Origin of the sequence: Streptomyces sp. HUAS 15-9 (assembly GCF_025642155.1) — a bacterium.
GTDB lineage: Bacteria > Actinomycetota > Actinomycetes > Streptomycetales > Streptomycetaceae > Streptomyces.
In genome coordinates this window covers 5,574,462-5,599,656 of record NZ_CP106798.1, presented here as the reverse complement: position 1 = coordinate 5,599,656, position 25,195 = coordinate 5,574,462, and the positions used below count along the sequence as shown (strand labels likewise).

Sequence of the window (25,195 nt, the reverse complement as noted above, 5' to 3'; positions counted from 1 at the left end):
TGTCTGCCCAACGATAGAGTCGTGAGGAAACCCTCGTCCGGCCGTCGCCGTATCAGAAAGGTGCGCTCCGATGACCGAGAATCATCATCTGCCCTCCGAGCTGGAAGTACCCTCCGAGGCTCCCGACCGCAACCTCGCCCTGGAACTCGTCCGGGTGACCGAAGCCGCCGCGATGGCCGCGGGGCGCTGGGTCGGGCGCGGTGACAAGAACGGCGCCGACGGCGCGGCGGTACGCGCCATGCGCACCCTCGTCTCCACCGTCTCGATGAACGGCGTCGTCGTCATCGGCGAGGGCGAGAAGGACGAAGCACCGATGCTCTTCAACGGGGAGCGCGTCGGTGACGGGACCGGCCCCGAGTGCGACATCGCCGTCGACCCGATCGACGGCACCACGCTGACCGCCAAGGGCATGCCGAACGCGATCGCGGTGCTGGCCGCCGCCGACCGCGGCTCGATGTTCGACCCGTCCGCCGTGTTCTACATGGACAAGCTGGTCACCGGCCCCGAGGCCGCCGACTTCGTCGACATCGACGCGCCCGTGGCCGTCAACATCCGCAGGATCGCCAAGGCCAAGCGCTCCACGCCCGAGGACGTCACCGTCGTCATCCTCGACCGGCCGCGGCACGACGGCATCATCAAGGAGGTCCGGGAGGCCGGCGCGCGCATCAAGCTGATCTCGGACGGCGATGTCGCCGGCTCGATCTACGCGCTGCGCGAGGGCACCGGCGTGGACCTGCTGCTGGGCATCGGCGGCACCCCCGAGGGCATCATCTCGGCCTGCGCCGTGAAGTGCCTCGGCGGCACCATCCAGGGCAAGCTTTGGCCGAAGGACGACGCGGAGCGGCAGCGGGCCATCGACGCCGGACACGACCTCGACCGGGTCCTCACCACGAACGACCTGGTCTCCGGCGAGAACGTCTTCTTCGTCGCCACCGGCATCACCGACGGTGAGCTGCTGCGGGGTGTGCGGTACCGGTCGGAGACCGCCACGACCGACTCGATCGTGATGCGGTCGAAGTCCGGCACGGTGCGCCGGATCGACTCGGAGCACCGGCTGAGCAAGCTGCGTGCGTACAGCGCGATCGACTTCGACAGGGCGAAGTAGCCGCGTAGCAGCTCACGCTCAAGGCTCACAAGGGGCGCCCCCTGGTGCGGAGGGGGCGCCTCTGCACGTCCTAGCCCGCCTGCGCTATGCGGGTCACCGTCCGGGCCGTCTTCTTCAGTTCCATGTCGCGGCGGCGCCGCCGGGCCAGAACCACCCGGCGTTCGGCCGCGGTGAGGCCGCCCCAGACGCCGTACGGCTCGGGCTGCAGCAGTGCGTGCTCGCGGCACTCGACCATCACCGGGCAACGCGCGCAGACCCGCTTGGCCGCCTCCTCTCGCGACAGCCTGGCCGCCGTGGGCTCCTTGGAAGGTGCGAAGAACAGGCCGGCCTCGTCGCGCCGGCACACCGCCTCGGTGTGCCAGGGTGCGTCTTGGTCCCTGTCCTGCGCCGGCCCCCGCTGGGCCGGAACGGCAGCTACCTGCAGGGACGAATGCGGCGGTTGCAGCACGGTCTACTCCTGACGACGGCTTCGCGAGCGAGAGACGATGCTGCAAGCCCTACCCGCTGTACGCGAGCCTATGCACTGCGTTCCGAACCGCAGGCGCGCGGCGGCTTGTTCACGACCCTGTGCGCCGTCCGCAGGAGGACCGATTCCTTCCGTTTCCGGCCCGATTCACAACCGTCAACGATCGAGATGTTTGCGCAACGTCCTGTCGACCTTGCCCTGAACACGGTCGAGGATGTCCGCGACGAGCTTGCCGCGCTTCGGCCGCGCCTCGACATTGCCCAGTACGGCCCACCCGTCCACATAGACCACGGGAGCCTCGGACTCGACCGAATCCAGCGGGGAGACCTCGAAGTTGCCGAGGACACCACCGCCGGTGCCGCGCAGCGACACGTTCTCCGGCACGCGGATCTGGACGTCGCCGAAGACCGAGACCGCCTTGATCACGACATGCTGGTACTCGAAGATCGCTTCGCTGAGGTCGATCTCGACGGTGCCGAAGACCGCGTACGCGTGCAGACGGCGCCCGGCGCGCCAGCGCCCCCGGCGCATGGCGCTGCTGAACACGGCGACAACGTTGGCGTCGGCCTCGGCGGGTATCTCGCCCGGCGCGGGGCGGGGCGGCACGGGCGTGTAGGCCGGGGCGGCCGGACGCTCGTGGGCGGCGGGCAGGTCCCGGATGAAGACCTCCAGCTCACCCACCGTCTTGGCGTTCAGCACCCCCTCCACGCGCTCGGCGTGCTCGTCGGCGGTCAGGCGCCCCTCGGCGAGGGCGTCGCGCAGGATGTCGGCGATGCGGTCACGGTCGGCGTCCGAGGCGCGCAGTTCGGCGACGGGAGGCGCCGTGCGCTCCTGCTGGGCGTGCTTCTGAAGGTCCACGGCAGCAGCGTACCGAAACGCGATAGATCGCGACTAGGGGTGTGGACAACCCCGCGCGTCGCGCACTGAGCCTTACCTCACAGGTTCCGCGCCGACGGCAGGTTCTACGCTGGTGAGGCCCGCCGGCGCCGACGGGCCACAGGCGAGTGAGCCGAAGGGGCGCGCCTGTGCGCGGAGTCCGAGCGCGCAAAGGCCCGAAGGGCTGAGCACGGTCGGGCTCCGCGCACAGGCTCAGGTGCCCCGGAGGCGAGCCGCCTGGGAAAAGCTGCCTGTCGAGTGAGGAATGGGCGAAGATGCCTGAGTTCGCGTACACCGATCTGCTCCCCCTGGGAGAGGACACCACCCCGTACCGGCTGGTGACCTCCGAAGGTGTCTCCACCTTCGAGGCCGACGGGCGGACATTCCTCAAGGTGGAGCCGGAGGCACTGCGCAAGCTGGCCGAGGAGGCCATCCACGACATCCAGCACTATCTGCGCCCGGCCCACCTGGCGCAGCTGCGCCGCATCATCGACGACCCGGAGGCGTCGGCGAACGACAAGTTCGTCGCCCTTGATCTGCTGAAGAACGCGAACATCGCGGCGGCCGGTGTGCTGCCCATGTGCCAGGACACCGGCACGGCGATCGTGATGGGCAAGCGCGGCCAGAACGTCCTCACCGAAGGTGAGGACGAGAAGGCGCTGTCCCACGGCATCCACGACGCCTACACCAGGCTGAACCTGCGCTACTCGCAGATGGCTCCGCTCACCATGTGGGAGGAGAAGAACACCGGCTCCAACCTCCCGGCGCAGATCGAGCTGTACGCGACCGACGGCGGCGCGTACAAGTTCCTGTTCATGGCGAAGGGCGGCGGCTCCGCCAACAAGTCGTTCCTGTACCAGGAGACGAAGGCGGTCCTGAACGAGGCCTCCATGATGAAGTTCCTGGAGGAGAAGATCCGTTCGCTGGGTACGGCCGCCTGTCCGCCGTACCACCTGGCGATCGTGGTGGGTGGTACGAGCGCCGAGTACGCCCTGAAGACCGCGAAGTACGCCTCCGCGCACTACCTGGACGAGATCCCGGCCGAGGGCTCGCCGCTCGGGCACGGGTTCCGGGACAAGGAGCTGGAGGAGAAGGTCTTCGAGCTGACGCAGAAGATCGGTATCGGCGCGCAGTTCGGCGGCAAGTACTTCTGCCACGACGTCCGTGTGGTGCGTCTGCCCCGCCACGGTGCCTCCTGCCCGGTGGCGATCGCCGTGTCCTGCTCGGCGGACCGCCAGGCCGTCGCGAAGATCACCGCCGAGGGCGTCTTCCTGGAGCAGCTGGAGACGGACCCGGCGCGGTTCCTGCCGGAGACGACGGACGAGCACCTGGAGTCCGAGGGTGACGTCGTCCGCATCGACCTGAACCAGCCGATGGACGAGATCCTGGCCGAGCTGACCAAGTACCCGGTCAAGACGCGGCTGTCCCTCAGCGGCCCGCTGGTCGTGGCGCGTGACATCGCGCACGCCAAGATCAAGGAGCGGCTGGACGCGGGTGAGGAGATGCCGCAGTACCTGAAGGACCACCCGGTGTACTACGCCGGCCCGGCGAAGACCCCCGAGGGCTACGCCTCCGGATCCTTCGGTCCGACCACGGCCGGGCGCATGGACTCCTACGTCGAGCAGTTCCAGGCGGCGGGCGGTTCCAAGGTGATGCTCGCCAAGGGCAACCGCAGCAAGCAGGTCACGGACGCGTGTGCCGCGCACGGCGGCTTCTACCTCGGTTCGATCGGTGGGCCGGCCGCGCGGCTCGCCCAGGACTGCATCAAGAAGGTCGAGGTCGTCGAGTACGAGGAGCTCGGCATGGAGGCGGTCTGGAAGATCGAGGTGGAGGACTTCCCGGCTTTCATCGTCGTCGACGACAAGGGCGACGACTTCTTCCAGGACCCGGCTCCTCAGCCGACGTTCACGTCGATTCCGGTGCGGGGGCCGGGGCTGGCGTAGCGCGTGGGGTGCGGCGGGGGCGGTTCTCGCCCCCGCCGCCCCTACCCGTCCCATCCTCAGGGGCTCCGCGCCTGCACCCCTCGCGGGGCTCCACCCCTGCAACCCGAGCGTCGGCGGTGCTGAAGGCGACACGGTGGCCCACCCGGGTGGCCCAAGGGACGGAACATCCATGCCGCCCTCGTCGCTGTACCCGGCATGACTGAATACCGCATCGAGCGCGATTCCATGGGTGAGGTCCGTGTCCCCGTCGGGGCCAAGTGGCGGGCTCAGACTCAGCGTGCCGTGGAGAACTTTCCCGTTTCCGGGCAGCGCATCGAGCGTGCCCACATCGAGGCGCTCGCCCGGATCAAGGGGGCCGCGGCGAAGGTGAACGCCGGGCTCGGGGTGCTCGACAAGGATGTCGCCGAGGCCATCCAGGACGCGGCCGCGGAGGTGGCCGAGGGCAAGTGGGACGAGCACTTCCCGGTGGACGTGTTCCAGACGGGGTCCGGCACCTCGTCCAACATGAACGCCAACGAGGTCATCGCCACGCTGGCGAGTGGGCGGCTCGGCCGGGACGTGCATCCCAACGACCACGTCAACGCCTCCCAGTCGTCCAACGACGTCTTTCCGTCGTCGATTCACATCGCCGCCACCGCCGCCGTCACCCGCGATCTGATCCCGGCCCTGGAGCACCTCGCCGGCTCCCTGGAGCGCAAGGCCGCGGAGTTCGGTGACGTGGTGAAGTCGGGGCGGACCCATCTGATGGACGCCACGCCCGTGACGCTGGGCCAGGAGTTCGGCGGATACGCGGCCCAGGTGCGGTACGGGATCGAGCGGCTGAACGCCTCCCTGCCGAGGCTGGCCGAGCTGCCGCTGGGCGGCACGGCCGTGGGGACCGGTATCAACACCCCGCCCGGGTTCTCCGCCGCCGTGATCGAGGAGGTCGCCCACGCCACCGGGCTGCCGCTCACCGAGGCGCGCGACCACTTCGAGGCGCAGGGGGCACGCGACGGGATCGTGGAGACCAGCGGGCAGTTGCGGACCATCGCCGTCGGACTCACGAAGATCGCCAATGATCTGCGCTGGATGGCGTCGGGGCCGCGCACGGGACTCGCCGAGATCCGGCTCCCGGACCTCCAGCCGGGCTCCTCGATCATGCCCGGCAAGGTCAACCCGGTCGTCCCGGAGGCCGTGCTCATGGTCTGCGCTCAGGTCGTCGGCAACGACATGACCATCGCCACCGCCGGCGCCTCCGGGAACTTCGAGCTCAATGTGATGCTCCCGGTCATCGCGAAGAACGTGCTGGAGTCGGTCCGGCTGCTCGCCAACGTCTCGCGGCTGCTCGCCGACCGCACCGTCGACGGGATCACCGCCGACCGGGAACGGGCCCGTGAGTACGCCGAGTCGTCACCCTCCGTGGTCACCCCGCTGAACAAGTACATCGGGTACGAGGAAGCCGCGAAGGTCGCCAAGAAGGCCCTCGCGGCACGGAAGACCATCCGCCAAGTGGTGCTGGAGAGCGGGTACGTGGAGCGCGGCGAGCTCACCCTGGAGCAGCTCGACGAGGCGCTGGATGTCCTGCGTATGACGCGTCCGTGACGACCGGCGGACCATTGGCCCCGCCGGGCCAGAACCGTGACGCGTACCGCAGCGTCGTATGCCTACGGCACCTAATATCTGTGCATGGCAGACGGCGGAGCGGTGAGACGCATGGAGCGTGCGGAAGCGGGCGGCTCGGCGGGCTACTGGGCGCCCGGCAGTCACATCCTGTGGCGGTACCGGGAGAACGCAGGCGAGCGCTTCCACATCGCACGCCCCGTCACCGTCGTCCGGGACGACGCGGACCTGCTCGCCGTGTGGATGGCGCCGGGCACCGAGTGCATGAAGCCGGTGCTCGCCGACGGTACGCCGGTGCACGTGGAGCCGCTGGAGTCCCGGTACACCAAGCCGCGTACCGTGGAAGTCGGCCGCTGGTTCGGCACGGGAGTGCTGAAGCTGGCCCGGCCCGGCGAACCCTGGTCGGTGTGGCTGTTCTGGGAGCCGGGCTGGCATTTCAAGAACTGGTACGTCAATCTTGAGCAGCCGCTGGCCCGTTGGGACGGCGGAGTGGACTCCGAGGACCATTTTCTGGACATCTCCGTTCACCCGGACCGCAGTTGGCACTGGCGTGACGAGGACGAGTTCGCGCAGGCCCAGCGGGACGGGCTGATGGACGCCCGGCTGGCCGGGCAGGTGCGGGAGGCGGGGCAGGCCGTGGTGGACGTGATCCGCTCCTGGGGGCCGCCGTTCTCGGAAGGCTGGCAGCACTGGCGCCCGGATCCGTCGTGGGCTGTACCTTCACTTCCGGAGGACTGGGACCGTATGCCGGCGCATGTGTCCTCATGAGACCCTTGATGCGCCCCCGGTCCACAACCGTAGGATCGTCCTCCGCAAGGGTGCGCAGCAGTAACTCCCGGAACATGTGCCGGGCTTGACCGAACGTCACCGAGGGGCGGCAGGACGTGAGCGAGGGGTACGAGGGCAACACCGGCACGGGCCCGAGAAGGTTCGCCGGTTGCACAGGAACAACTCCTGACCACGCGGGAATTCCGTTCCCGGGGCACGTATTCCGGGTATCGGGATTTCTGCGGGACGAACTGCGCGCGCGGCGCGCAGCCCCGGACGGATGGATTCGAAACGCGTGACGGAGCACCCCACCCCCTCCTACGACCGCCCCCAGCCGGGCGTCGACCCCGCGGAGCCCCGCGGGGCGCTCCTGCGTTCCCCGAAGCCGCTCGGCGCCACCGCCTTACCCGCGCAGGCCCGCACCGGCGAGACGCCCTCTTCGCCCGGTACGACCGCGCCCTGCGGCAAGGGGAAGGAGCCCCCAGTCAATCGCCCCGAGCACTCGCAGCCGGCCGCCGCCGAGACCGATACGCACCGCCCGCGTCCCACGCCGGAGGGCATTCCGCCGCAGCCCGGCGCCGAGCAGGAGCACGCCACCGGTGGCCAGGACCGCCGTACCGGGCGGGGGCTGCCGCCCGGGCGGCCGATGCCGATGCGGCGGGACGGGGACCGGCTGCGGTTCGTGGGCGCCGCGACCCGGCGGATCGCCCGCGGTATCGACCTCGACGAGATCGTGATGGGCCTGTGCCGGGCCACTGTGCCGACCTTCTCGGACGCCATCCTCGTCTATCTGCGCGACCCGCTGCCGGTGGGCGACGAGCGGCCCACGGGACCCGTCGTGCTGCGGCTGCGGCGCACGGACCGGATTCCGGAGGAACGTGACACCGAGGGCGGCTTCCTGCCCGTGCAGCCCCCGGAGCCCGAGCCGTCGGAGCTGACGGGACTGTCGGAGCTGTCCTCGCTGACCGCCGAGCTGTGCGAGGTGCGGCCGGGCGGCGCGCTGAACGAGGTGCTGCGCGGGGTACGTCCCGTGTTCGCGGACGCGCCCGCCGCCCGCGCCGCACTGCCCGAACTCCTGGGCGAGAGCGGCGAGTCGGTCGTCCCCGACGGCCAGCACGCGATCCTCGCCCCGCTGCGCGGCCGCCGCCGGGTCATCGGTGCCGCGCTCTTCCTGCGCCGCCCGGAGCGCCCGGCCTTCGAGGCCGACGACCTGCTGGTCGCCGCCCAGCTGGCCACGCACAGCGCCCTGGGCATCGACAAGGCGGTGCTGTACGGCCGCGAGGCCTACATCGCCGACGAGCTGCAGCGCACCATGCTCCCGGAGACCCTGCCGCGCCCGACGGGCGTCCGGCTGGCCTCCCGCTATCTCCCTGCGGCCGAGACGGCCCGGGTCGGCGGCGACTGGTACGACGCCATCCCGCTACCCGGCAGCCGGGTCGCGCTGGTCGTCGGGGACGTCATGGGCCACTCCATGACGTCTGCCGCGATCATGGGCCAGCTGCGTACCACCGCGCAGACCCTGGCCGGGCTCGACCTGCCGCCGCAGGAGGTGCTGCACCACCTCGACGAACAGGCCCAGCGCCTGGGCAGCGACCGGATGGCGACCTGTCTGTACGCCGTGTACGACCCGGTCTCGCACCGCATCACCATCGCCAACGCCGGCCATCCTCCGCCGGTGCTGCTGCACCTGGGCGGGCGGGCCGAGGTGCTGCGGGTGCCGCCGGGCGCGCCGATCGGCGTGGGCGGGGTCGACTTCGAGGCCGTGGAGCTGGACGCGCCCGCCGGGGCCACGCTGCTCCTCTACACCGACGGTCTGGTCGAGTCCCGGCTGCGGGACGTGTGGACCGGCATAGAGCAGCTGCGCGAGAAGCTGGCGGCGACCGCCCAGCTGACCGGTCCCGACCATCCTCCGCCCCTCGAGGCCCTGTGCGACGAGGTGCTCGACATGCTCGGTCCGGGCGACCGGGACGACGACATCGCGCTGCTCGCCGCCCGCTTCGACGGGATCGCGCCGAGCGACGTGGCGTACTGGTTCCTGGAGCCGGAGGACGCAGCCCCCGGCCGGGCCCGCCGGCTGGCCCGGCGCGCGCTCGCCCGCTGGGGTCTGGAGGACCTCACCGACTCGGTGGAGCTGCTGGTGAGCGAGGTCGTCACCAACGCCGTGCGCTACGCGTCCCGTCCGGTCACCCTCCGGCTACTGCGCACCGACGTGCTGCGCTGCGAGGTCGGCGACGACGTGCCGCAGCTGCCGCGGCTGCGGCAGGCGCGCGCGACGGACGAGGGCGGACGCGGGCTGTATCTGGTGAACCGACTGGCCAGGCGGTGGGGCGCGACCCGGCTGAGCACCGGCAAGGTCGTCTGGTTCGAACTGAACCGCGGTTAGGCCCGGTTCGCGGCCGTCGCGGGGCCGAGCAGGCCGACACGGCGCGGAGGGCGCCCGGACTGTCCGGGCGCCCTCCGCGCTGTCATGGCGTCACTGCTGGTCGGCCGGGTTGAGCGGGTTGTCGGTGATGTCACCCGTCGGTGTGACCGGCGGAGTCGTCGTCGGCGGCCTGGTCGTCGGGGTCTGGGTCGGCGGCTGGGTGGTCGGGGTCTGGGTCGGCGACTGCGTCGGCGTGTCGGACGGGCTCGGCGACTGGGAGGTCGGCGACTGGGACGGGGTCTTGGTCGGCGACGACGACCAGGTCGGCGTGTCGGTCGGCTCGACGGCCGCGCCCTGGGTGGTGTTCAGGTCGAACTTGACCCTGTCCGTGACGCCGAAGGTGTAGGCCGCCCAGATCTTCGCCGGGTAACCACCGCCGTTGACGCGCGGCTCGCCGCCTGCCCCGTACAGCGGGACATGGCGGTTGGGGGGCTTGGGATCCTCGCCGAACAGGCCCACCGAGGTGACCAGGTCGGGTGTGTAGCCGGTGAACCAGGCGGACCTGTTCTTGTCCGACGTACCCGTCTTGCCCGCCACCTGCTGGCCGTTGCGCAGCGGGTTGCCGGCCACCGACTCACGGGCCGTACCGTCGTCGACCACGCCGGTCAGCACCGAGGTCACCGTGTCGGCGGCGGTGCGCGTGATCACCGAGCCGCCGATCGGGTCGGGCATCTCGACCGTACGGCTCTTGCTCTCCGCGGACTTGATGATCGACGGCGTCACCTTCGCGCCGTGGTTGTCGAAGGTGGCGTAGATGCCGGCCATCTCCAGCGGGCTGGCGCCCATGGAGCCCAGGGTCTGCGCGGGTACCGCCTGCATGCCCTTGGTGTCCATGCCCAGCGTCTTGGCGGTGCTCATCACCTTGTCCATGCCCACGTCGACGCCCATCTGCGCGAAGACCGAGTTGACGGACTGGTTCATGGCCGTCTGGACGGTGATGGGGCCGTAGTTGTGGTCGTCCTCGTTGGGCGGGGCGAAGCCGACCTTGGTGCCCTGGTCCACGACCGGGCGGCGGCTGGTGCCGTCGTACTTCGTGCTCGCGGTGATCGCCGTGCCGTTCTGCGTCTTGGCCTGGTTCTCCAGCGCGGCGGCCAGGATCAGCGGCTTGAACGTCGAGGCGGGCTGGTAGTCCCGGCGGGTCGCGTTGCTGTAGTAGTGCTTGTAGTAGTCCACGCCGCCGTACAGGGCGACGATGTGGCCCGTCTTGGGGTCGACCGAGACGGCGCCGGCCTGGACGTTCCGGTCGACCTTGCGCTTCTTGGGGTCGAGCTTGCTTGTCAGCTGCGACTTGACGGCCTTCTCCAGCGCGGCCTGCTTCTTCCGGTCGATGTTCAGGGTGATGGTCCAGCCCTGGTCCACGACCGCGTTCTCCGCCTGGGACTGCGTCAGGCCGTCCCTGTCCATCAGCTGCTGCTCGAGCTGCTGGTTGGCGAGTTCGACCAGATAGCCCTTCTGCCCGTCCAGACCGGGCGCGCCCTTGGGCGCCTTGGGCTTCGGGAACGTCATGGTGTCGCGCTCGGCCTTGGGCAGCCAGCCCTCCTCGACCATGTTGTCCAGGACGTAGTTCCAGCGGTTCGTCACCAGTTTCTTACTGGTCTCCGAGGCGACGGCCCAGTCGTACTGGCTCGGCGCCTGCAGCAGCGCGGCGAGATACGCGCCCTGTTCAACGTTCAGTTTCTCGGCGTCGATCCCGTAGTAGGCCTGCGCGGCGGCCTGGATGCCGTAGGCGTTGCGGCCGTAGTAGCTGGTGTTGATGTAGCCCGCGAGGATGTCGTCCTTGGACTTCTGGCGGTCCACCTTCAGCGAGATGACCAGTTCCTTCAGCTTGCGCGTGACGGTCTGGTCCTGGTTGAGGTAGTAGTTCTTGACGTACTGCTGGGTGATCGTCGAACCACCCTGCTTGCCCCTGCCGGAGAGCGTGTTGATCAGACCGCGGGCGGTGCCCCGGAAGTCGACGCCGACGTCCTTGTAGAAGGACTTGTTCTCGGCCGCCACGAAGGTCAGCTGGACCTTCTTCGGGACCTTGGCGAGGTCGACGATCTCGCGGTTTACCGTGCCCTTGCGGGCCAGGATCTTGCCGTCGCTGTACTTGTAGATGTTGCTCTGGCGCTGCGCCGCCTTGTTGCCCTCGGGCACGTCGACCACCAGGTACAGCACGACGAAGGACCCGATGCACAGCAGGCAGAGGCCGAGGAACGTGCCGAGGATCTTCTTCCAGGTGAACAGTCTGCGTATGCGGCCCTTGGCGGGCTTGCCCGGGCCGGTGGACCCGGCAGCCGCCCCACCCGACGAGCGGCGCCTGGGCGCCGCCCGGTGGCCACCGCCACCGCGCTGTCGCGCTCTTCGTTCTTCCGCTCGCCCCATGAGTACGTCTGCTCCCCGTCTCGGCTGTCACACAGGTGTCTGGCTCTGGTCAGCTCAGAAAGCTAACACCGCTCTCTATGACAAAGGGCGCCCGATCCGCTCTTTTACGGACGTGACAATCAGCACCCATCCCATGGGAACCGACGTACGAACGGGGCTCGAGGTTGCCATGACGCGGTAAAGTGTTATCACTTAGATAGAGCAGTGCTAGACGAAACGGCACCGCTACACGAACGGGGGGGACCACCCATGTCCACGCACGACACGCACGACGCACCCGAGATGCCCGCCCCACGGGTGCGGGAGTTCACCGCGCACAGCATCGGCGGCGGACTCGCGCTGCTGCTCGGGCTGACCGGGCTGCTGGTCACCTTCGGCCTCATCGCCGCCGCCTCGGCGGTCACCGCGGCCGGCGCCAAGGCCGCGCTGCTGGTCGCGGGCGTGCTCGTCCTCCTCGCCTCCGTCATCGCGATGCGCGGGCTGAACACGGTGGCGCCGGGCGAGGCGCGGGTGGTCCAGCTCTTCGGGCGGTACCGGGGAACGATCCGGCAGGACGGCCTGCGCTGGGTGAACCCCTTCACCTCGCGGACCCGGATCTCCACCCGGGTGCGCAACCACGAGACCGCCGTCCTCAAGGTCAACGACGCCTACGGCAACCCGATCGAGCTCGCCGCGGTCGTGGTCTGGAACGTCCGGGACACGGCCCAGGCCGTCTTCGAGGTCGACGACTACGCCGAGTTCGTCGCCACGCAGACCGAGACGGCGGTGCGGCACATAGCCATCGAGTACCCGTACGACGCCCATGACGAGAACGGGCTCTCACTGCGCGGCAACGCCGAGGAGATCACCGAGAAGCTCGCGGCCGAGCTGCACGCTCGCGTGGAGGCGGCCGGTGTACGGATCATCGAGTCGCGCTTCACGCATCTCGCGTACGCTCCCGAGATCGCCTCCGCGATGCTCCAGCGGCAGCAGGCCGGTGCGGTGGTCGCGGCCCGGCGGCAGATCGTCGACGGAGCGGTCGGCATGGTGGAGGCGGCGCTCGCCCGGATCGCCGAGCGGGACATCGTGGAGCTGGACGAGGAGCGTAAGGCGGCGATGGTTTCCAATCTGATGGTGGTGCTGTGCGGGGACCGGGCACCGCAGCCCGTCCTGAACACGGGGACCCTCTACCAGTGACGGACGCCTCCGGGGGCCCGACCCCGCAGCGTCGGCCGCAGCAGCGCAAGCAGGTGCTGCTGCGGCTCGACCCGTCCGTGTACGAAGCACTGGCACGCTGGGCCGGCGACGAACTCCGCTCCGCCAACGCACAGATCGAGTTCCTACTGCGCAAGGCCCTCGCAGACGCCGGACGGCTGCCCAAGGGCGCAGGCCCCATCCCCCGCCGCGGACGCCCCCCCGAACCCGACTGACCACCGCACAGCACAACAGACACCCCCGGCGGCCCGCCCCCGCATCGGCCACAGCAGCGGCTCGACCCGTCCGTGCACGAAGCACCGGCAGGCCGGGCCCGCGACGAACTCCGGCCCGCCAACGCACAGATCGAGTCCCTGCTGCGCAAGGCCCTCGCGGATGCCGGGCGGCTGCCCGGGGGCGCCGGGTCCGATTCCGTGCCGTGGGCGGCCCCGCGGGCCGGACCGGCGGCCGTGTAGCAGAACCGTGACAATCGGCCTCCACCTGCGGGGTCGTACCGCCCGCCATGATCTACACACTCCGCGTATACATACCGCGTATACACCGTATGTAGAGTGCTGCCATGTCCATCGGTCACACCCTTCTGGGGCTCCTGGAGTCCGGCCCGCGTCATGGCTACGACCTGAAGCGGGCCTTCGACGAGAAGTTCGGTCACGACCGGCCGCTGCACTACGGCCAGGTCTACTCGACGATGTCCCGCCTGCTGAAGAACGGGCTCGTCGAAGTCGACGGCATCGAGGCGGGCGGCGGGCCCGAGCGCAAGCGCTACGCGATCACCGACGCCGGGGTCACTGACGTCGAGCGGTGGCTGGCGACACCGGAGAAGCCGGAGGAATACCTCCAGTCGACCCTCTACACCAAGGTCGTCCTCGCGCTGCTCACGCACCGCAACGCGGCCGACATCCTCGACACCCAGCGCTCCGAGCACCTGCGCAGCATGCGGATCCTGACCGACCGCAAGCGCAAGGGCGACCTCGCGGACCAGCTGATCTGCGACCACGCGCTGTTCCACCTGGAGGCGGACCTGCGCTGGCTGGAGCTGACCACCGCGCGCCTCGACAAGCTCCGTGAGGCGGTGGCCAAGTGACTCCTCCTCCCGGTTCCCTGCTCACCGCCCAGGACCTGCGCAAGGCGTACGGGCCGACCGTCGCGCTGGACGGCGCCGAGTTCTCCATCCACCCCGGTGAGGTCGTCGCCGTGATGGGCCCCTCCGGGTCCGGCAAGTCGACGCTGCTGCACTGCCTCGCCGGGATCGTGCCCCCGGACTCGGGCTCGATCACGTACAACGGCCAGGAGCTCGCGACGATGAGCGACGCCCAGCGCAGCGCGCTCAGGCGGTCCGAGTTCGGGTTCGTGTTCCAGTTCGGCCAGCTCGTACCGGAGTTGACCTGCGTGGAGAACGTCGCCCTCCCGCTGCGGCTGAACGGCACCTCCCGCAAGGAGGCCGAGCGGACGGCGCTGAGCTGGATGGAGCGGCTCGAGGTCGACGACCTGAAGGGCAAGCGGCCCGGCGAGGTGTCCGGCGGTCAGGGCCAGCGGGTCGCGGTGGCGCGGGCGCTGGTGACCGGTCCGCGGGTGCTGTTCGCCGACGAGCCGACCGGCGCGCTCGACTCCCTCAACGGCGAGCGCGTGATGGAGCTGCTGACGGACGCGGCCCGCTCCACCAACGCGGCCGTCGTCCTGGTCACGCACGAGGCACGGGTGGCCGCGTACTCCGACCGCGAGATAGTCGTACGGGACGGGAAGTCCCGTGACATGGAGCGCGCCGTATGAGCGCAGGTCAGACGGTCAGGGATCTGGCCATGGGGGCCCGGTTCGCCTTCACCGGCGGGCGTGAGGGGTGGGTCCGGGCGCTGCTGACGGCGGTCGGCGTCGGGCTCGGGGTGGCGCTGCTGCTGCTCACGACGGCGGTGCCGAGCGCGCTGAGCGAGCGTGACCGGCGCGGCAGCGCCCGGGACGACTTCACCTACAGCGGGAAGGTGATGCCGAAGGCGGACGACACGCTCGTCATCGGCCGCACCGACACGACGTTCCGCAGCGACGACGTCCGCGGCCGGCTCCTGGAGCCCGAGGGCGCGCGGGCCCCGCTGCCGCCGGGCATCACTCGCTTCCCGGCGAAGGGCGAGATGGTCGTCTCGCCCGCGCTGAAGAACCTGCTCGAGTCCGACTCCGGCAAGCTGCTGCGCGAACGCCTCCCCTACCGCGTCACCGGCACGATCGGACAGTCCGGACTCATCGGGCCGGCCGAACTCGCCTACTACGCGGGCGCCCAGGGGCTGGAGAACCATCTGACCGGCGGCAACGCCGAGCGCATCGACCGCTTCGGGCCCTCCCCCGGGAGGACAACGGAGCCACTGGACCCGGTCCTGCTGCTGCTCATCCTGATCGTCTTCACCGTGCTGCTGCTGCCCGTCGGCGTGTTCATCGCGGCGGCCGTACGCTTCGGCGGCGAGCGCCGGGACCGTCGGCTCGCGGCGCTCAGGCTGGTCGGCGCGGACGGCCGGATGGCGCGCCGCATCGCCGCCGGCGAGGCGCTCGCCGGGGCACTGCTCGGGCTCGCCCTCGGCACCGGCTTCTTCCTGGCCGGGCGTCAGCTGGCGGCCCTGCTGAAGGTGCAGGACGTCAGCGTGTTCCCGAGCGACCTCGACCCGTCGCCCGCACTCGTCGCGCTCGTCGCCGTCGCCGTGCCCGCGGCGGCCGTCCTGGTGACGCTGTTCGCCCTGCGCGGGGTCGTCATCGAACCGCTCGGCGTGGTCCGTACGGCGCAGCCGCCGCGGCGCCGGCTGTGGTGGCGGCTGCTGCTGCCGCTGGGCGGTCTCGCGATGCTCTACCCGATGATCGGCCAGGGCAACGACAACGGGAACTTCAACGAGTGGCTGGTGATCGGCGGCACGGTGCTGCTGCTCGTCGGCATCACCGCCCTGCTGCCGTGGGTCGTCGAGGCCGTGGTGGCCCGGCTGAACTCCGGCTCGGTTTCCTGGCAACTGGCGATCCGCAGGCTTCAGTTGAGTAGCGGTTCGGCCGCCCGCATGGTCAACGGCATCGCCGTCGCGGTGGCCGGGGCGGTCGCGCTGCAGATGCTGTTCGCCGGGGTCGAGGGCGACTACACCAAGCAGACCGCCAACGATCTGACCCGCGCTCAGCTCGAGGTCTCCACGGGCAACGGCATCCCGCTGGCCGAGGCCGGCCGGCGGCTGGCGAAGACCGAGGGCGTGCGCCGTGCGTCGGCCATCTCGATGGCCTCGGTAGGGGACCGGGCCAAGCAGCCCGACAGCGAGCTGGAGGTCGCCGTCGGCAGCTGCGCGGAGCTGCGCGAGGTGGCGCGGCTGGCGTCCTGCCGCAACGGCGACGTCTTCCGGATCCTCGGCAGCGACTACGACAGCAAGACGAAGAAGCTCGCCGAGCCGGGCAGCACCGTGTACTTCGACCCGTCGTACGAGGGGACGACGAGCCACCCGACGGCCTGGACGGTGCCCGCCCGCGTCAAGTCGGCGGAGCAGCGCGAGGATCCGACCGGCTACGCCCGTGGCGGTCTGCTGATCACCTCGGGCGCGCTGCCCAGGGCCGCGGCGTCCGGTCTGTACCAGAAGGTGTTCGTGATGCTGGACCCCTCGGTGCCGGACGCTCGCGAGAACGCGCGCAACACGGCCGCGCGGCTGGATCCCATGGCGAACGTGTTCAACCTGGCGTCCAGTGAGCAGTCGCAGCAGTTCCAGTCCATCCGTACCGGCCTGTTCGTCGGTGCCAGCTGCGTCCTGGTGCTGATCGGCGCGAGCCTGCTGGTCTCCCAGCTGGAGCAGCTGCGCGAGCGCAAGAAGCTGCTGTCGGCACTGATCGCCTTCGGCACCCGGCGCCGCACCCTGGGTCTTTCGGTGCTGTGGCAGACGGCGGTCCCGATCGCGCTGGGCCTGCTGCTGGCGTCCGCGGTGGGTCTGACGCTGGGCGCGGTCCTGCTGAGCATGACGAACACCACGGTCCGGGTGGACTGGATGGGCGTCCTGGCGATGACCGGCGTGGGTGCCGGAGTCGTCATCGCCGTGACGCTGCTCAGCCTGCCGCCGCTGCTGCGGCTGATGCGGCCGGACGGGCTGCGGACGGAGTAGCCGCACCGCTTCCCGCGTGGGCCCCTTCCCGGTGGGAGGGGCCCATGCCCCGTGCGGTCACAGGCTGTGCTCCCGCACCACCCTTCGGGCCTGGGCGAACAGCATGCCGACGTTGACCGACTTGCGGCAGACGATCACGGCCACGACGTCCTGCTGCTCGTTCATGCGGATGAACAGGTGGGTGAGATTCTCGCTGTTGACCAGGATCTCCTGGAAGAAGTGGCTGTCGGCGGTGATGCCGCGGCGCTCCTTGAAGATGTCCTCGATCATCACGACCGTCCGCCCCTGGAACAGGTCGAGGGTCGCGCCCGCCAGGAGGTCCAGGACCTCGGGCGGGTGATTGTCGACCGTCTCGTACGACAGCAGCATCCCGGTCGACATGTCGACCACGCCTGCCGCGAGGCAGTCCGGTGAGTCGCTGCGGAGCGATTTGACCAGACTCATCACCTGGTCGGAGAAACCCGGAGTCATACGCTTTGTCGCCATCCCTTCACACTCCTTCTGTTGTCTTGTCCATGAGAATCGAACCGATCCGGTCGAGGGCCGGGTGGGTCGCCCGGTGCAGGCGGTCCACGTCCATCCCCTCGTCGCCGAGCACGACCATCAGGGCCGTGTCACCGACGGCGTAGAAGGCGACACAGCCGTGACTGCCGTACGTCACCGTCTGCCGCAGCACTCCGCGCGAGGTGGCGTCGGCGGTGCGGCGCGCCAGGCCGAGCCCGGCGGCCGCGAGCGCGGCGAGGCCCTCCGGGTCGATCGAGTCCGCCGTGTCGGCCGCGATGAGCATTCCGTCGGCGGCGGCCAGTGCTGTGTCGGTAATTCCGGTGACCCTTTCGCGCAGCCCGCGCATTTCTCGCGCCAGGGCTTCGTGATTCATGTGCTCAACTCCTCGTTCCTGACTGAATTCGACCGTTGCGGCGATCAACACGCGCTTTTCATTTGGCGGTTCCGTGCCGCAACCGGAAGAACCCTTTCCAGCTCGCCCCGCTCTTGGCCGGGGTGAGGGCTTCGGTGATGCCGCTGGCGCCCGGATCGCGGCGCGGCAGTTCGGTGGGGACGGGGGGCGGCTCCGGGTCCGGGGGGCTCGGGGGTGGCTTCCGGTGTCGTACGACCGGAGCCTCCAGCGGCATCCGGACGGGGATCCGGTCGGTGAGGGCGGCGCACTCCAGCAGCCCCTCGCCGAGCATGCGCGCGACCTCCACCGTGACGGTGTAGACCCCGCGGCCGGTACGGAAGGCCAGGTCGCGGGCGGTGCGGCGGCCGTCGGCGTGGACGAGCAGCTCCTGTTGCAGCGGGGTGCGGGCGCGGTCGGCCGCGACCACGGGCCTGGGGCGTTCCCGGTCGGGGCGCACCGGGTACGGCAGCGCGGCCACGGCGGACAGTTTGCGCACCGCCTCCTGGAGCAGCCGGGCGGGTGTCTCGCCGACGGTGACCGGGGCGTGCGGCTCGGTGCCGGTGACGGGCTCGCAGCCGTCCACCTGACCGGCGACGATGGCGAAGGCCGCGTCGTGCAGGGCCATGACACAGACCACCCTGAGCTGGGCGGGCCCCGCGTAGCCGTGGGCGATCAGCCCGGCGGCCGGCCAGCGCGCCCCGCCGGACTCGCGCACCAGTTCCGCCCACTGCTCGCCGTCGACGCGTTCGGAGCGCAGCAGGAGCGCCTCGGGGGCGGGGGCGCCGGGGCTCTCGGCCGCGACCACGAGTCCGTCGCGCAGATGGAACGCGCCACCTGGGCTGCCAGGCACCCGCAGTTCTCCCGTGAATCCCTCGCGCCCACACACGGTGAGGGCGTGCGCGAGCCGTCCGTAGGCGGCCCGGTCAAGGGAATCCCGAACCTCCGACATCACTCCCCTTGGCGTATCGGCATTTCGCACTGACGCCTGACGCGTCGCACCGAGGGGGTATGTGTATCAGTTCAGCGGCATATCCCTGCCAGGGATTTCCTACCTGTCTGCAGCTGACGGAACTTGGCACGTCCAGCTGCTCAAAACGCCTTGTTCGACACTCATTTGATCGATTGGGAAGCGAACTCAGTTGACCCCGTCGAGCACCCGTACGGGCAGTGGCCGCAGGGCCTCGCGCAGCGCTGCCGTCAGCTCCCGGTACTCGGCGCCGCGGGCCGATCCGGTGCGCATGGCGAGGGCGATACGGCGGCTCGGCGCCGGTTCGGCGAAGTATCCGGTGAGGAGCTGACTGCCGCGGGTGGTCTCGACCTTGAGGGCGGTACGGGGCAGCAGCGTGCAGCCGAGCCCGCCGGCCACGAGCTGTACGAGGGTCGACAGGCCCGCGGCGGTGGTCGTGACCGGAGCGTCCGCCCGCCCTGCCTCGCGGCAGATGTCGAGGGCCTGGTCGCGCAGGCAGTGCCCCTCGTCCAGGAGCAGCAGATTGAGCTCCTTGAGGGCCTCGCGCGGGATTCCCTCACGGCCGCCGAGCCAGTGGGCCGGCGGGGTGACGAGAACGAAGTCCTCGTCGAAGAGCGGCAGTTCGACGATGCCGGGGATACCGAGGGGCACGGCGAGCAGCAGCAGGTCGAGGCGTCCGGCGGCCAGCCCGTCGAGCAGGCTGGCGGTCTGTTCCTCGTGCACCTGGAGATCGAGGTCCGGGTACCGGTCGTGCGTGAGCCGCAGGACGGTCGGCAGCAGATAGGGGGCCACCGTCGGAATGACCCCGAGCCGCAGCACCCCCGTGAAGGGCGCACGGACCGCCTCGGCCTCCTCCAGCAGCGCACCGACCTCGTCCAGCACCGCCTTGGCCCGTACGGCGAGACGCTCACCGGCGGGCGAGAGCAGCACCTTGCGGGTCGTACGCTCCAGCAGGGTGACCCCGAGGGTCTCCTCCAGGGCCGAGACGGCCCCCGACAGGGCAGGCTGGCTCATCCCGATGGCGGCGGCCGCGTCCCGGAAGTGCAGATGCTCGGCCACGGCGGCGAAGGCGCGCAGCTGGGACAGACTGGGCCGGCGCTGCCGCCCGCTCACGCTACTCACGGTCACTGATAGATACCTCCGATCAACACGACCGAGTGTAGCTATTTCCCGTATCAATCGACCCTGTGCCAACATCGACAACGTCCAACCCATGGGAAACTCCCGCGATCCGGGGGTTTCCTCGCTGCAAGGAGAGCGCGTGCTCACTGTCGGTGACAAGTTCCCCGAGTTCGAACTGACCGCCTGCGTCTCGCTGGAGAAGGGCAAGGAGTTCGAGACGATCGACCACAAGACCTACGAGGGCAAGTGGAAGATCGTCTTCGCCTGGCCCAAGGACTTCACCTTCGTGTGCCCGACCGAGATCGCGGCCTTCGGCAAGCTGAACGACGAGTTCGCCGACCGTGACGCCCAGGTCCTCGGCTTCTCCGGTGACTCCGAGTTCGTGCACCACGCCTGGCGCAAGGACCACGACGACCTGCGCGACCTGCCCTTCCCGATGATGGCGGACTCCAAACACGAGCTCATGCGTGACCTCGGCATCGAGGGCGAGGACGGCTTCGCCAAGCGCGCCGTCTTCATCGTCGACCAGAACAACGAGATCCAGTTCTCCATGGTGACGGCGGGCTCGGTCGGCCGTAACCCCAAGGAGGTCCTGCGGGTCCTCGACGCCCTCCAGACGGACGAGCTGTGCCCGTGCAACTGGTCCAAGGGCGACGAGACGCTGGACCCGGTCGCGCTGCTGGCCGGTGAGTGAGTTGTCGCTCGACTCCCTCAAGTCCCGCATACCGGACTACGCCAAGGACCTGAAGCTCAACCTGGGCTCGGTCATCGGCAACTCGGACCTGCCGGCGCAGCAGTTGTGGGGCACGGTGCTGGCGACCGCCATCGCCTCCCGCTCCCCCATCGTCCTGCGTGAGCTGGAGCCCGAGGCGAAGGCGAACCTCACGCCGGAGGCGTACACCGCGGCGAAGGCCGCGGCGGCCGTCATGGCGATGAACAACGTCTTCTACCGCACCCGTCATCTGCTGTCCGACCACGAGTACGGCAGCCTGCGCGCGGGTCTGCGGATGAACGTCATCGGCAACCCGGGTGTCGACAAGGTCGACTTCGAGCTGTGGTCGTTCGCGGTCTCCGCGATCAACGGCTGCGGGATGTGCCTCGACTCGCACGAGCAGGTGCTGCGCAAGGCGGGCGTCGACCGTGAGGTCATCCAGGAGTCCTTCAAGATCGCCTCGGTCGTCCAGGCGGTCGGGGTGACCCTGGAGGCGGAAGCGGTGCTCTCCGAGTAGTCCCGCGGTGCTGTGCCGGGGCCTCGCTCACTCCTGGTGGGCGAGGCCCCCGGTGCTTTCCTGGGCGTCCCTGGGGGCCGCGACCACGGACCCCGCCCCGGCCCGGTCGGCCTCGTCATCGAACTCCGGCGGGGCCGCATCCTCTTGGGCCGCGAGAAGGGCCTGTTCCTGTGCGTAGGCCCGCAGATAGCCCACCACCGTGTTGGTCACCGCCACCAGCGGTACGGCCACCACCGCGCCGCCGATGCCCGCGACCATGCCGCCGGCCGCGACCGACAGCACCACCGCCAGCGGATGCACCCGCACCGCGCGGCCCAGGATGAACGGCTGCAGGACGTGGCCCTCGATCTGCTGGACCGCGAGAACCACCAGCAGGGTCATGACCGCCGTGAAGACGCCCTGCGTCACCAGCGCGACGACGACCGCCAGCGCGCCGGACGCCACCGCGCCCACCAACGGGATGAACGAGAACAGGAAGATGAACACGGCCAGCGGCACGGCCATCGGGACGTCGAGGAAGTAGATGCCGAGGCCGATGAAGATGGCGTCGATCAGGGCCACCAGCACCGTGCCGCGGACGTAGGCGGTCAGCGTGCGCCAGGCGCGCGGTCCGGCGCCGGCCACGCCCGGACGGGCCGCCGCGGGCACCAGCTTCAGCGACCACTCCCAGATGCGCTCGCCGTCGTAGAGCAGGAACAGCGTCGAGAAGAACACCAGCAGGATGCTTGCCAGGGTCTCGACGATGACCTGTACGCCCTCCAGACCCGCGGACGTGATCTGGTCGGCGTTGGCGCCGATCGCCTCACGGAGGTTCTTGGCGATCTGGTTGATCTGCTTGTCCGTGACGTGGAAGGGGCTCTTCAGCAGCCAGTTGCGCAGATCGTCGATGCCGCTCTGGATCTGGCTGGAGAGGGTGTCGATGTTCTCCATGACCTGCCAGGTCACGAACCACCCGATCAGGCCCATCACGACGAAGCCGAGGATCGCGGTGAGCGCGGTGGCCGGACCGCGCGGCACCCCGTGGCGCCGCAGCCGGGCCACGGTCGGCTGCAGCAGCGCGGTGATCAGCAGCGCGATGACGAAGGCGAAGACGACCAGCTGTACGGCGCTGATGACCCGCATCAGCACCCACACCGTGCCCGCGAGCACGAGCAGCCGCCAGCCCGCCTCGGCGGCGACCCTGACGCCCCACGGCACGGCCTGGGCCGGGTCGGGACGGGGACCGGCCGGCACCGGCGGCTGGGGGGCGGCCGACGCCGGTTCGGCCACGCGGTCGGCGACGACCGGGGCGGGCTCGGTGGTCTCCTTCTCCACCTCGGCCCGCCGCTCGTCCAACCGCTCGCCCATTTCGGTCAGTCCGGCGCCGAGCCGGCCGAGCCACCCTGGCACTCGCGACATGATCCGTCCTCTTCCCCCGCGTCCTCGGGTGCTCGCCACCACTCCCCCCTGGAGTCGTTCGCGTCCGACCGTACAGGGCGAAAGCCCCTCCCCCTAGGACGGGGAGGGGCTGCGCAAGGTTGAGAGGGAACCGACGGGCTCAGTACCAGTGGTTCGCCTGCCAGAACGACCACGCCTGACACGGGCTGTGGTACCGGTCGTTCATGTAGTTGAGGCCCCACTTGATCTGGGTGGCCGGGTTGGTCCGCCAGTCGGCACCGGCGGAGGCGTACTTGCCGGCGGGCAGGGCCTGGAAGAGTCCGTAGGCACCGGACGAGGCGTTGACCGCCTGGTAGTTCCAGCTGGACTCGTGGTCCACGATGTTGCTGAAGCACTGGAACTGGTCGGCCGCCACCATCTGGCGCGCCATCGCCTGGATCTGCGCGACCGAGTACGAGCTCTGCACCGGGAAGCTGGAGGAGTCGCGGGTCGACCGGGTGGCCGCCTTCTTCGCCTCCGCGCGGGCCTTGGCTTCCTTCTCGGCCTTCTCGGCGGCGACCTTCTTGGCGACGGCGGTCTCGGCGGCTGCCTTGCGGGCCGCCTCCTCGGCGTCCTTCTTGGCGCTCGCGTCCGCCTGGATGGCCTGGGCGTCGGCCTGCTGCGTCAGGGACGCGGTCTGCACCTGGGCCTGCTGACCCGCGGGTATGTCCGCGAGGAGCGTGGCGTCGGCAGCCGTCGGCTCGGCGTCGTTGCTGTTCTGCGCGACGCTGCCCGAGGCAACGCCGACGACGCTTCCGACTGCGGTGACCGCGGTGGCGGAGGCCACTGCGAATCCCCGGACCGAAATCCGGCTCACACGGTTTCCTTCCAGCATCGCCCGCTTCGGTGACCCTGGCGGACGCAATCGTGCCCCTGACGCTGGCCTCCCAACTGCGGGGTCACGGGAGGCACGGGCCCGGTGGGCAACTCCCTGCACGGGAGCGCCGCGTGGTGCTCGGGCGGCATACGACGTCGCTGTGGAGTTAGCTGTGGTGCTTCCGTGGTGCCGTACCTCCCCCACTACGAAAGTGTGGGGGTACCCCCAGGGGTACAGGTGTGTCGTATGCGGGGCCTGACAGGAGTGAGACTCTGCCGTAACACAACGCCGGGTGGCAATTCCGAGGTGCGTGTGAAAGCTCACATCCCGTTTGACTCAGGGGATTTTAAGAAACCGCCACATACGACGGCGCCGCCCGGCTAGGCTCTGGGCCTTTACCGGACGGCGCCAACTGTCGAATAATCCGTCCAAGTTGGACAGTCGGGTCAGATGTGACCGTCCTCCAGCATTTCGGTCACAAGTGCGGCGATCTGGGACCTCTCGGACCGCGTCAGAGTGACATGGGCGAAGAGCGGATGCCCCTTCAGCTTCTCCACGACGGCGACCACACCGTCGTACCGGCCGACCCGCAGATTGTCCCGCTGCGCCACGTCGTGGGTCAGAACCACGCGTGAATTCGCGCCGATCCGGGACAGAACGGTCAGCAGGACATTCCGTTCGAGCGACTGCGCCTCGTCCACGATCACAAACGCGTCGTGCAGCGAGCGGCCGCGGATGTGGGTCAGCGGCAGGACCTCCAGCATCCCGCGCGCGGTGACCTCCTCGATGACCTCGCGGCTGGTGACGGCCGAGAGGGTGTCGAAGACCGCCTGCGCCCAGGGGCTCATCTTCTCGGCCTCGGAGCCGGGCAGATAGCCGAGCTCCTGCCCGCCGACCGCGTACAGCGGACGGAAGACCATCACCTTCTGGTGCTGACGGCGCTCCAGGACCGCCTCCAGACCCGCGCACAGCGCCAGCGCCGACTTGCCCGTGCCGGCCCGGCCGCCCATCGACACGATGCCGACGTCCGGGTCGAGGAGCAGATCGAGGGCGATCCGCTGCTCGGCACTGCGGCCCTTGATGCCGAACGCCTCCCGGTCACCGCGCACCAGCCGGACGTTGCCCTCCGACGTCATCCGGCCCAGCGCCTTGCCGCGCTCGGACTGGATGGTCAGACCCGTGTGCACCGGCAGTTCGGTCGCCTCCGGTACGTACACGTGTCCTTCCTCGAAGAGGATGTCCACCTGCTCGCCGGACAGGGTCAGTTCGGACATTCCGGTCCAGCCGGAGGAGTCCGTGATGGCGAGTTCGGCGCGGTACTCCTCCGCGAGGAGCCCCACGGACGACGCCTTGATCCTCAGCGGCAGGTCCTTCGACACCACGGTGACGTCGTACCCCTCGGCCTGCAGATTGCGGGCCACCGCGAGGATGCGGGAGTCGTTGTCCCCCAGGCGGTAGCCGGTGGGCAGCACGCTGGGGTCCGAGTGGTTGAGCTCGACACGGATCGTTCCGCCGAGGTCCCCGATCGGGATGGGGGCATCCAGTCGGCCGTACCTCACCCGGTAGTCGTCGAGCAGGCGCAGGGCCTGCCGGGCGAAGTAGCCGAGTTCGGGATGGTGCCGCTTGGCCTCCAGTTCCGTGACCACGACGATGGGGAGCACGACCTCGTGCTCGTCGAAGCGGGCCAGGGCATTGGGGTCGGCCAGCAGAACGCTGGTGTCGAGAACATACGTGCGCCGGTCTGACTTGTGGCGCTTTGTGCTGGTCACCACGGAAGGACGTACCCCCTCGGATGAGGTCGGGGAGCGACGAGATGGAGCTGGACCGGTCGACGGCCCCCGCGCACGGCGGGCCGAGAACCGGCCCTCCGTGGCTGCGTCCGTGCTGAGAGCGCACGGTCGGGCTGGTGCAA

General features: G+C 69.9%; 23 protein-coding genes. 13 read left to right on the top strand and 10 right to left on the bottom strand.

From position 1 onward, the window contains the following. Window positions 1-70 precede the first annotated feature (70 nt). A complete protein-coding gene (gene glpX / locus N8I87_RS25970) occupies window positions 71-1,105 on the top strand; it encodes a class II fructose-bisphosphatase (protein ID WP_263212177.1) in 1,035 nt (344 codons plus the stop codon). 70 nt (window positions 1,106-1,175) lie between these two features. Here glpX and N8I87_RS25965 read toward each other — a convergent pair whose 3' ends face one another. Beyond that, entirely contained in the window at window positions 1,176-1,553 is a 378-nt protein-coding gene (locus N8I87_RS25965) for a WhiB family transcriptional regulator (RefSeq protein WP_263212176.1), read from the bottom strand. 174 nt (window positions 1,554-1,727) lie between these two features. Beyond that, window positions 1,728-2,429: a DUF1707 SHOCT-like domain-containing protein gene (locus tag N8I87_RS25960; protein ID WP_263212175.1), complete on the bottom strand. Its 702-nt coding sequence runs from the start codon at window positions 2,427-2,429 to the stop codon at window positions 1,728-1,730. A gap of 293 nt (window positions 2,430-2,722) precedes the next feature. Here N8I87_RS25960 and N8I87_RS25955 point away from each other — a divergent pair, with 293 nt between their 5' ends. From N8I87_RS25955 to N8I87_RS25940, 4 genes are all read left to right on the top strand, one after another. Next, window positions 2,723-4,390 (top strand): fumarate hydratase, encoded by a 1,668-nt coding sequence (locus N8I87_RS25955; RefSeq protein ID WP_263212174.1) that lies wholly within the window; start codon window positions 2,723-2,725, stop codon window positions 4,388-4,390. 195 nt (window positions 4,391-4,585) lie between these two features. Then, entirely contained in the window at window positions 4,586-5,971 is a 1,386-nt protein-coding gene (locus tag N8I87_RS25950) for a class II fumarate hydratase (protein WP_263212173.1), read from the top strand. An 84-nt stretch (window positions 5,972-6,055) separates the two neighbouring features. Further along, on the top strand, window positions 6,056-6,757 hold the full coding sequence (gene fomD / locus N8I87_RS25945) for a cytidylyl-2-hydroxypropylphosphonate hydrolase (protein ID WP_263212171.1): 702 nt from the start codon (window positions 6,056-6,058) through the stop codon (window positions 6,755-6,757). Window positions 6,758-7,037: 280 nt separating this feature from the next. Then, on the top strand, window positions 7,038-9,140 hold the full coding sequence (locus tag N8I87_RS25940) for a SpoIIE family protein phosphatase (protein WP_263212170.1): 2,103 nt from the start codon (window positions 7,038-7,040) through the stop codon (window positions 9,138-9,140). A gap of 90 nt (window positions 9,141-9,230) precedes the next feature. On the opposite strand, the gene N8I87_RS25935 is transcribed toward N8I87_RS25940, so the two are convergent. Next, on the bottom strand, window positions 9,231-11,543 hold the full coding sequence (locus tag N8I87_RS25935) for a transglycosylase domain-containing protein (protein ID WP_263212169.1): 2,313 nt from the start codon (window positions 11,541-11,543) through the stop codon (window positions 9,231-9,233). 249 nt (window positions 11,544-11,792) lie between these two features. On the opposite strand from N8I87_RS25935, the gene N8I87_RS25930 reads away from it, so the two are divergent. The 6 genes from N8I87_RS25930 (at window position 11,793) to N8I87_RS25905 (ending at window position 16,837) form a co-directional block, all read left to right on the top strand. After that, a complete protein-coding gene (locus N8I87_RS25930) occupies window positions 11,793-12,719 on the top strand; it encodes an SPFH domain-containing protein (protein WP_263212168.1) in 927 nt (308 codons plus the stop codon). Beyond that, a complete protein-coding gene (locus N8I87_RS25925) occupies window positions 12,716-12,952 on the top strand; it encodes a type II toxin-antitoxin system antitoxin (RefSeq protein WP_263212167.1) in 237 nt (78 codons plus the stop codon). The genes N8I87_RS25930 and N8I87_RS25925 overlap by 4 nt, the downstream gene beginning before the upstream one ends. A 72-nt stretch (window positions 12,953-13,024) precedes the next feature. Continuing rightward, on the top strand, window positions 13,025-13,192 hold the full coding sequence (locus N8I87_RS25920; RefSeq protein ID WP_263212166.1) for a hypothetical protein: 168 nt from the start codon (window positions 13,025-13,027) through the stop codon (window positions 13,190-13,192). 104 nt (window positions 13,193-13,296) lie between these two features. Beyond that, complete coding sequence (locus N8I87_RS25915; RefSeq protein WP_263212164.1) at window positions 13,297-13,821, top strand: PadR family transcriptional regulator; 525 nt, start codon at window positions 13,297-13,299, stop codon at window positions 13,819-13,821. Continuing rightward, window positions 13,818-14,507: an ABC transporter ATP-binding protein gene (locus N8I87_RS25910; protein WP_263212163.1), complete on the top strand. Its 690-nt coding sequence runs from the start codon at window positions 13,818-13,820 to the stop codon at window positions 14,505-14,507. The genes N8I87_RS25915 and N8I87_RS25910 overlap by 4 nt, the downstream gene beginning before the upstream one ends. Next, the gene (locus N8I87_RS25905) at window positions 14,504-16,837 is read left to right on the top strand and encodes an ABC transporter permease (protein ID WP_263212161.1); all 2,334 of its coding nucleotides are present in this window, start codon (window positions 14,504-14,506) and stop codon (window positions 16,835-16,837) included. The genes N8I87_RS25910 and N8I87_RS25905 overlap by 4 nt, the downstream gene beginning before the upstream one ends. A gap of 57 nt (window positions 16,838-16,894) precedes the next feature. Here N8I87_RS25905 and N8I87_RS25900 read toward each other — a convergent pair whose 3' ends face one another. From N8I87_RS25900 to N8I87_RS25885, 4 genes are all read right to left on the bottom strand, one after another. After that, window positions 16,895-17,323 (bottom strand): hypothetical protein, encoded by a 429-nt coding sequence (locus N8I87_RS25900; protein WP_263212160.1) that lies wholly within the window; start codon window positions 17,321-17,323, stop codon window positions 16,895-16,897. 4 nt (window positions 17,324-17,327) lie between these two features. After that, window positions 17,328-17,714 carry a roadblock/LC7 domain-containing protein gene (locus tag N8I87_RS25895; protein ID WP_263212159.1) on the bottom strand — a complete coding sequence of 129 codons (387 nt, stop codon included), beginning with the start codon at window positions 17,712-17,714 and terminating at the stop codon, window positions 17,328-17,330. A gap of 58 nt (window positions 17,715-17,772) precedes the next feature. Beyond that, complete coding sequence (locus N8I87_RS25890) at window positions 17,773-18,582, bottom strand: MarR family transcriptional regulator (protein ID WP_411577287.1); 810 nt, start codon at window positions 18,580-18,582, stop codon at window positions 17,773-17,775. Between the two features lie 285 nt (window positions 18,583-18,867). Then, window positions 18,868-19,812, bottom strand: coding sequence for a LysR substrate-binding domain-containing protein (locus N8I87_RS25885; protein ID WP_411577286.1), 945 nt, complete (start codon window positions 19,810-19,812; stop codon window positions 18,868-18,870). 148 nt (window positions 19,813-19,960) lie between these two features. Between N8I87_RS25885 and N8I87_RS25880 the strand changes: the two genes are divergently transcribed. Beyond that, the gene (locus N8I87_RS25880; protein WP_030859927.1) at window positions 19,961-20,515 is read left to right on the top strand and encodes a peroxiredoxin; all 555 of its coding nucleotides are present in this window, start codon (window positions 19,961-19,963) and stop codon (window positions 20,513-20,515) included. Window position 20,516: 1 nt separating this feature from the next. After that, window positions 20,517-21,050 (top strand): alkyl hydroperoxide reductase, encoded by a 534-nt coding sequence (locus tag N8I87_RS25875; RefSeq protein WP_263216670.1) that lies wholly within the window; start codon window positions 20,517-20,519, stop codon window positions 21,048-21,050. Between the two features lie 27 nt (window positions 21,051-21,077). Here the strand turns inward: N8I87_RS25875 and N8I87_RS25870 are convergent, their stop codons facing one another. The 3 genes from N8I87_RS25870 to phoH2 form a co-directional block, all read right to left on the bottom strand. Further along, the gene (locus N8I87_RS25870; RefSeq protein ID WP_263212154.1) at window positions 21,078-22,448 is read right to left on the bottom strand and encodes an AI-2E family transporter; all 1,371 of its coding nucleotides are present in this window, start codon (window positions 22,446-22,448) and stop codon (window positions 21,078-21,080) included. A 139-nt stretch (window positions 22,449-22,587) separates the two neighbouring features. Beyond that, entirely contained in the window at window positions 22,588-23,283 is a 696-nt protein-coding gene (locus tag N8I87_RS25865; protein ID WP_263212152.1) for a lytic transglycosylase domain-containing protein, read from the bottom strand. Window positions 23,284-23,729: 446 nt separating this feature from the next. Further along, window positions 23,730-25,055, bottom strand: coding sequence for an RNA 5'-3' helicase PhoH2 (gene phoH2 / locus N8I87_RS25860; RefSeq protein WP_263212151.1), 1,326 nt, complete (start codon window positions 25,053-25,055; stop codon window positions 23,730-23,732). Between the last annotated feature and the right edge of the window lie 140 nt (window positions 25,056-25,195).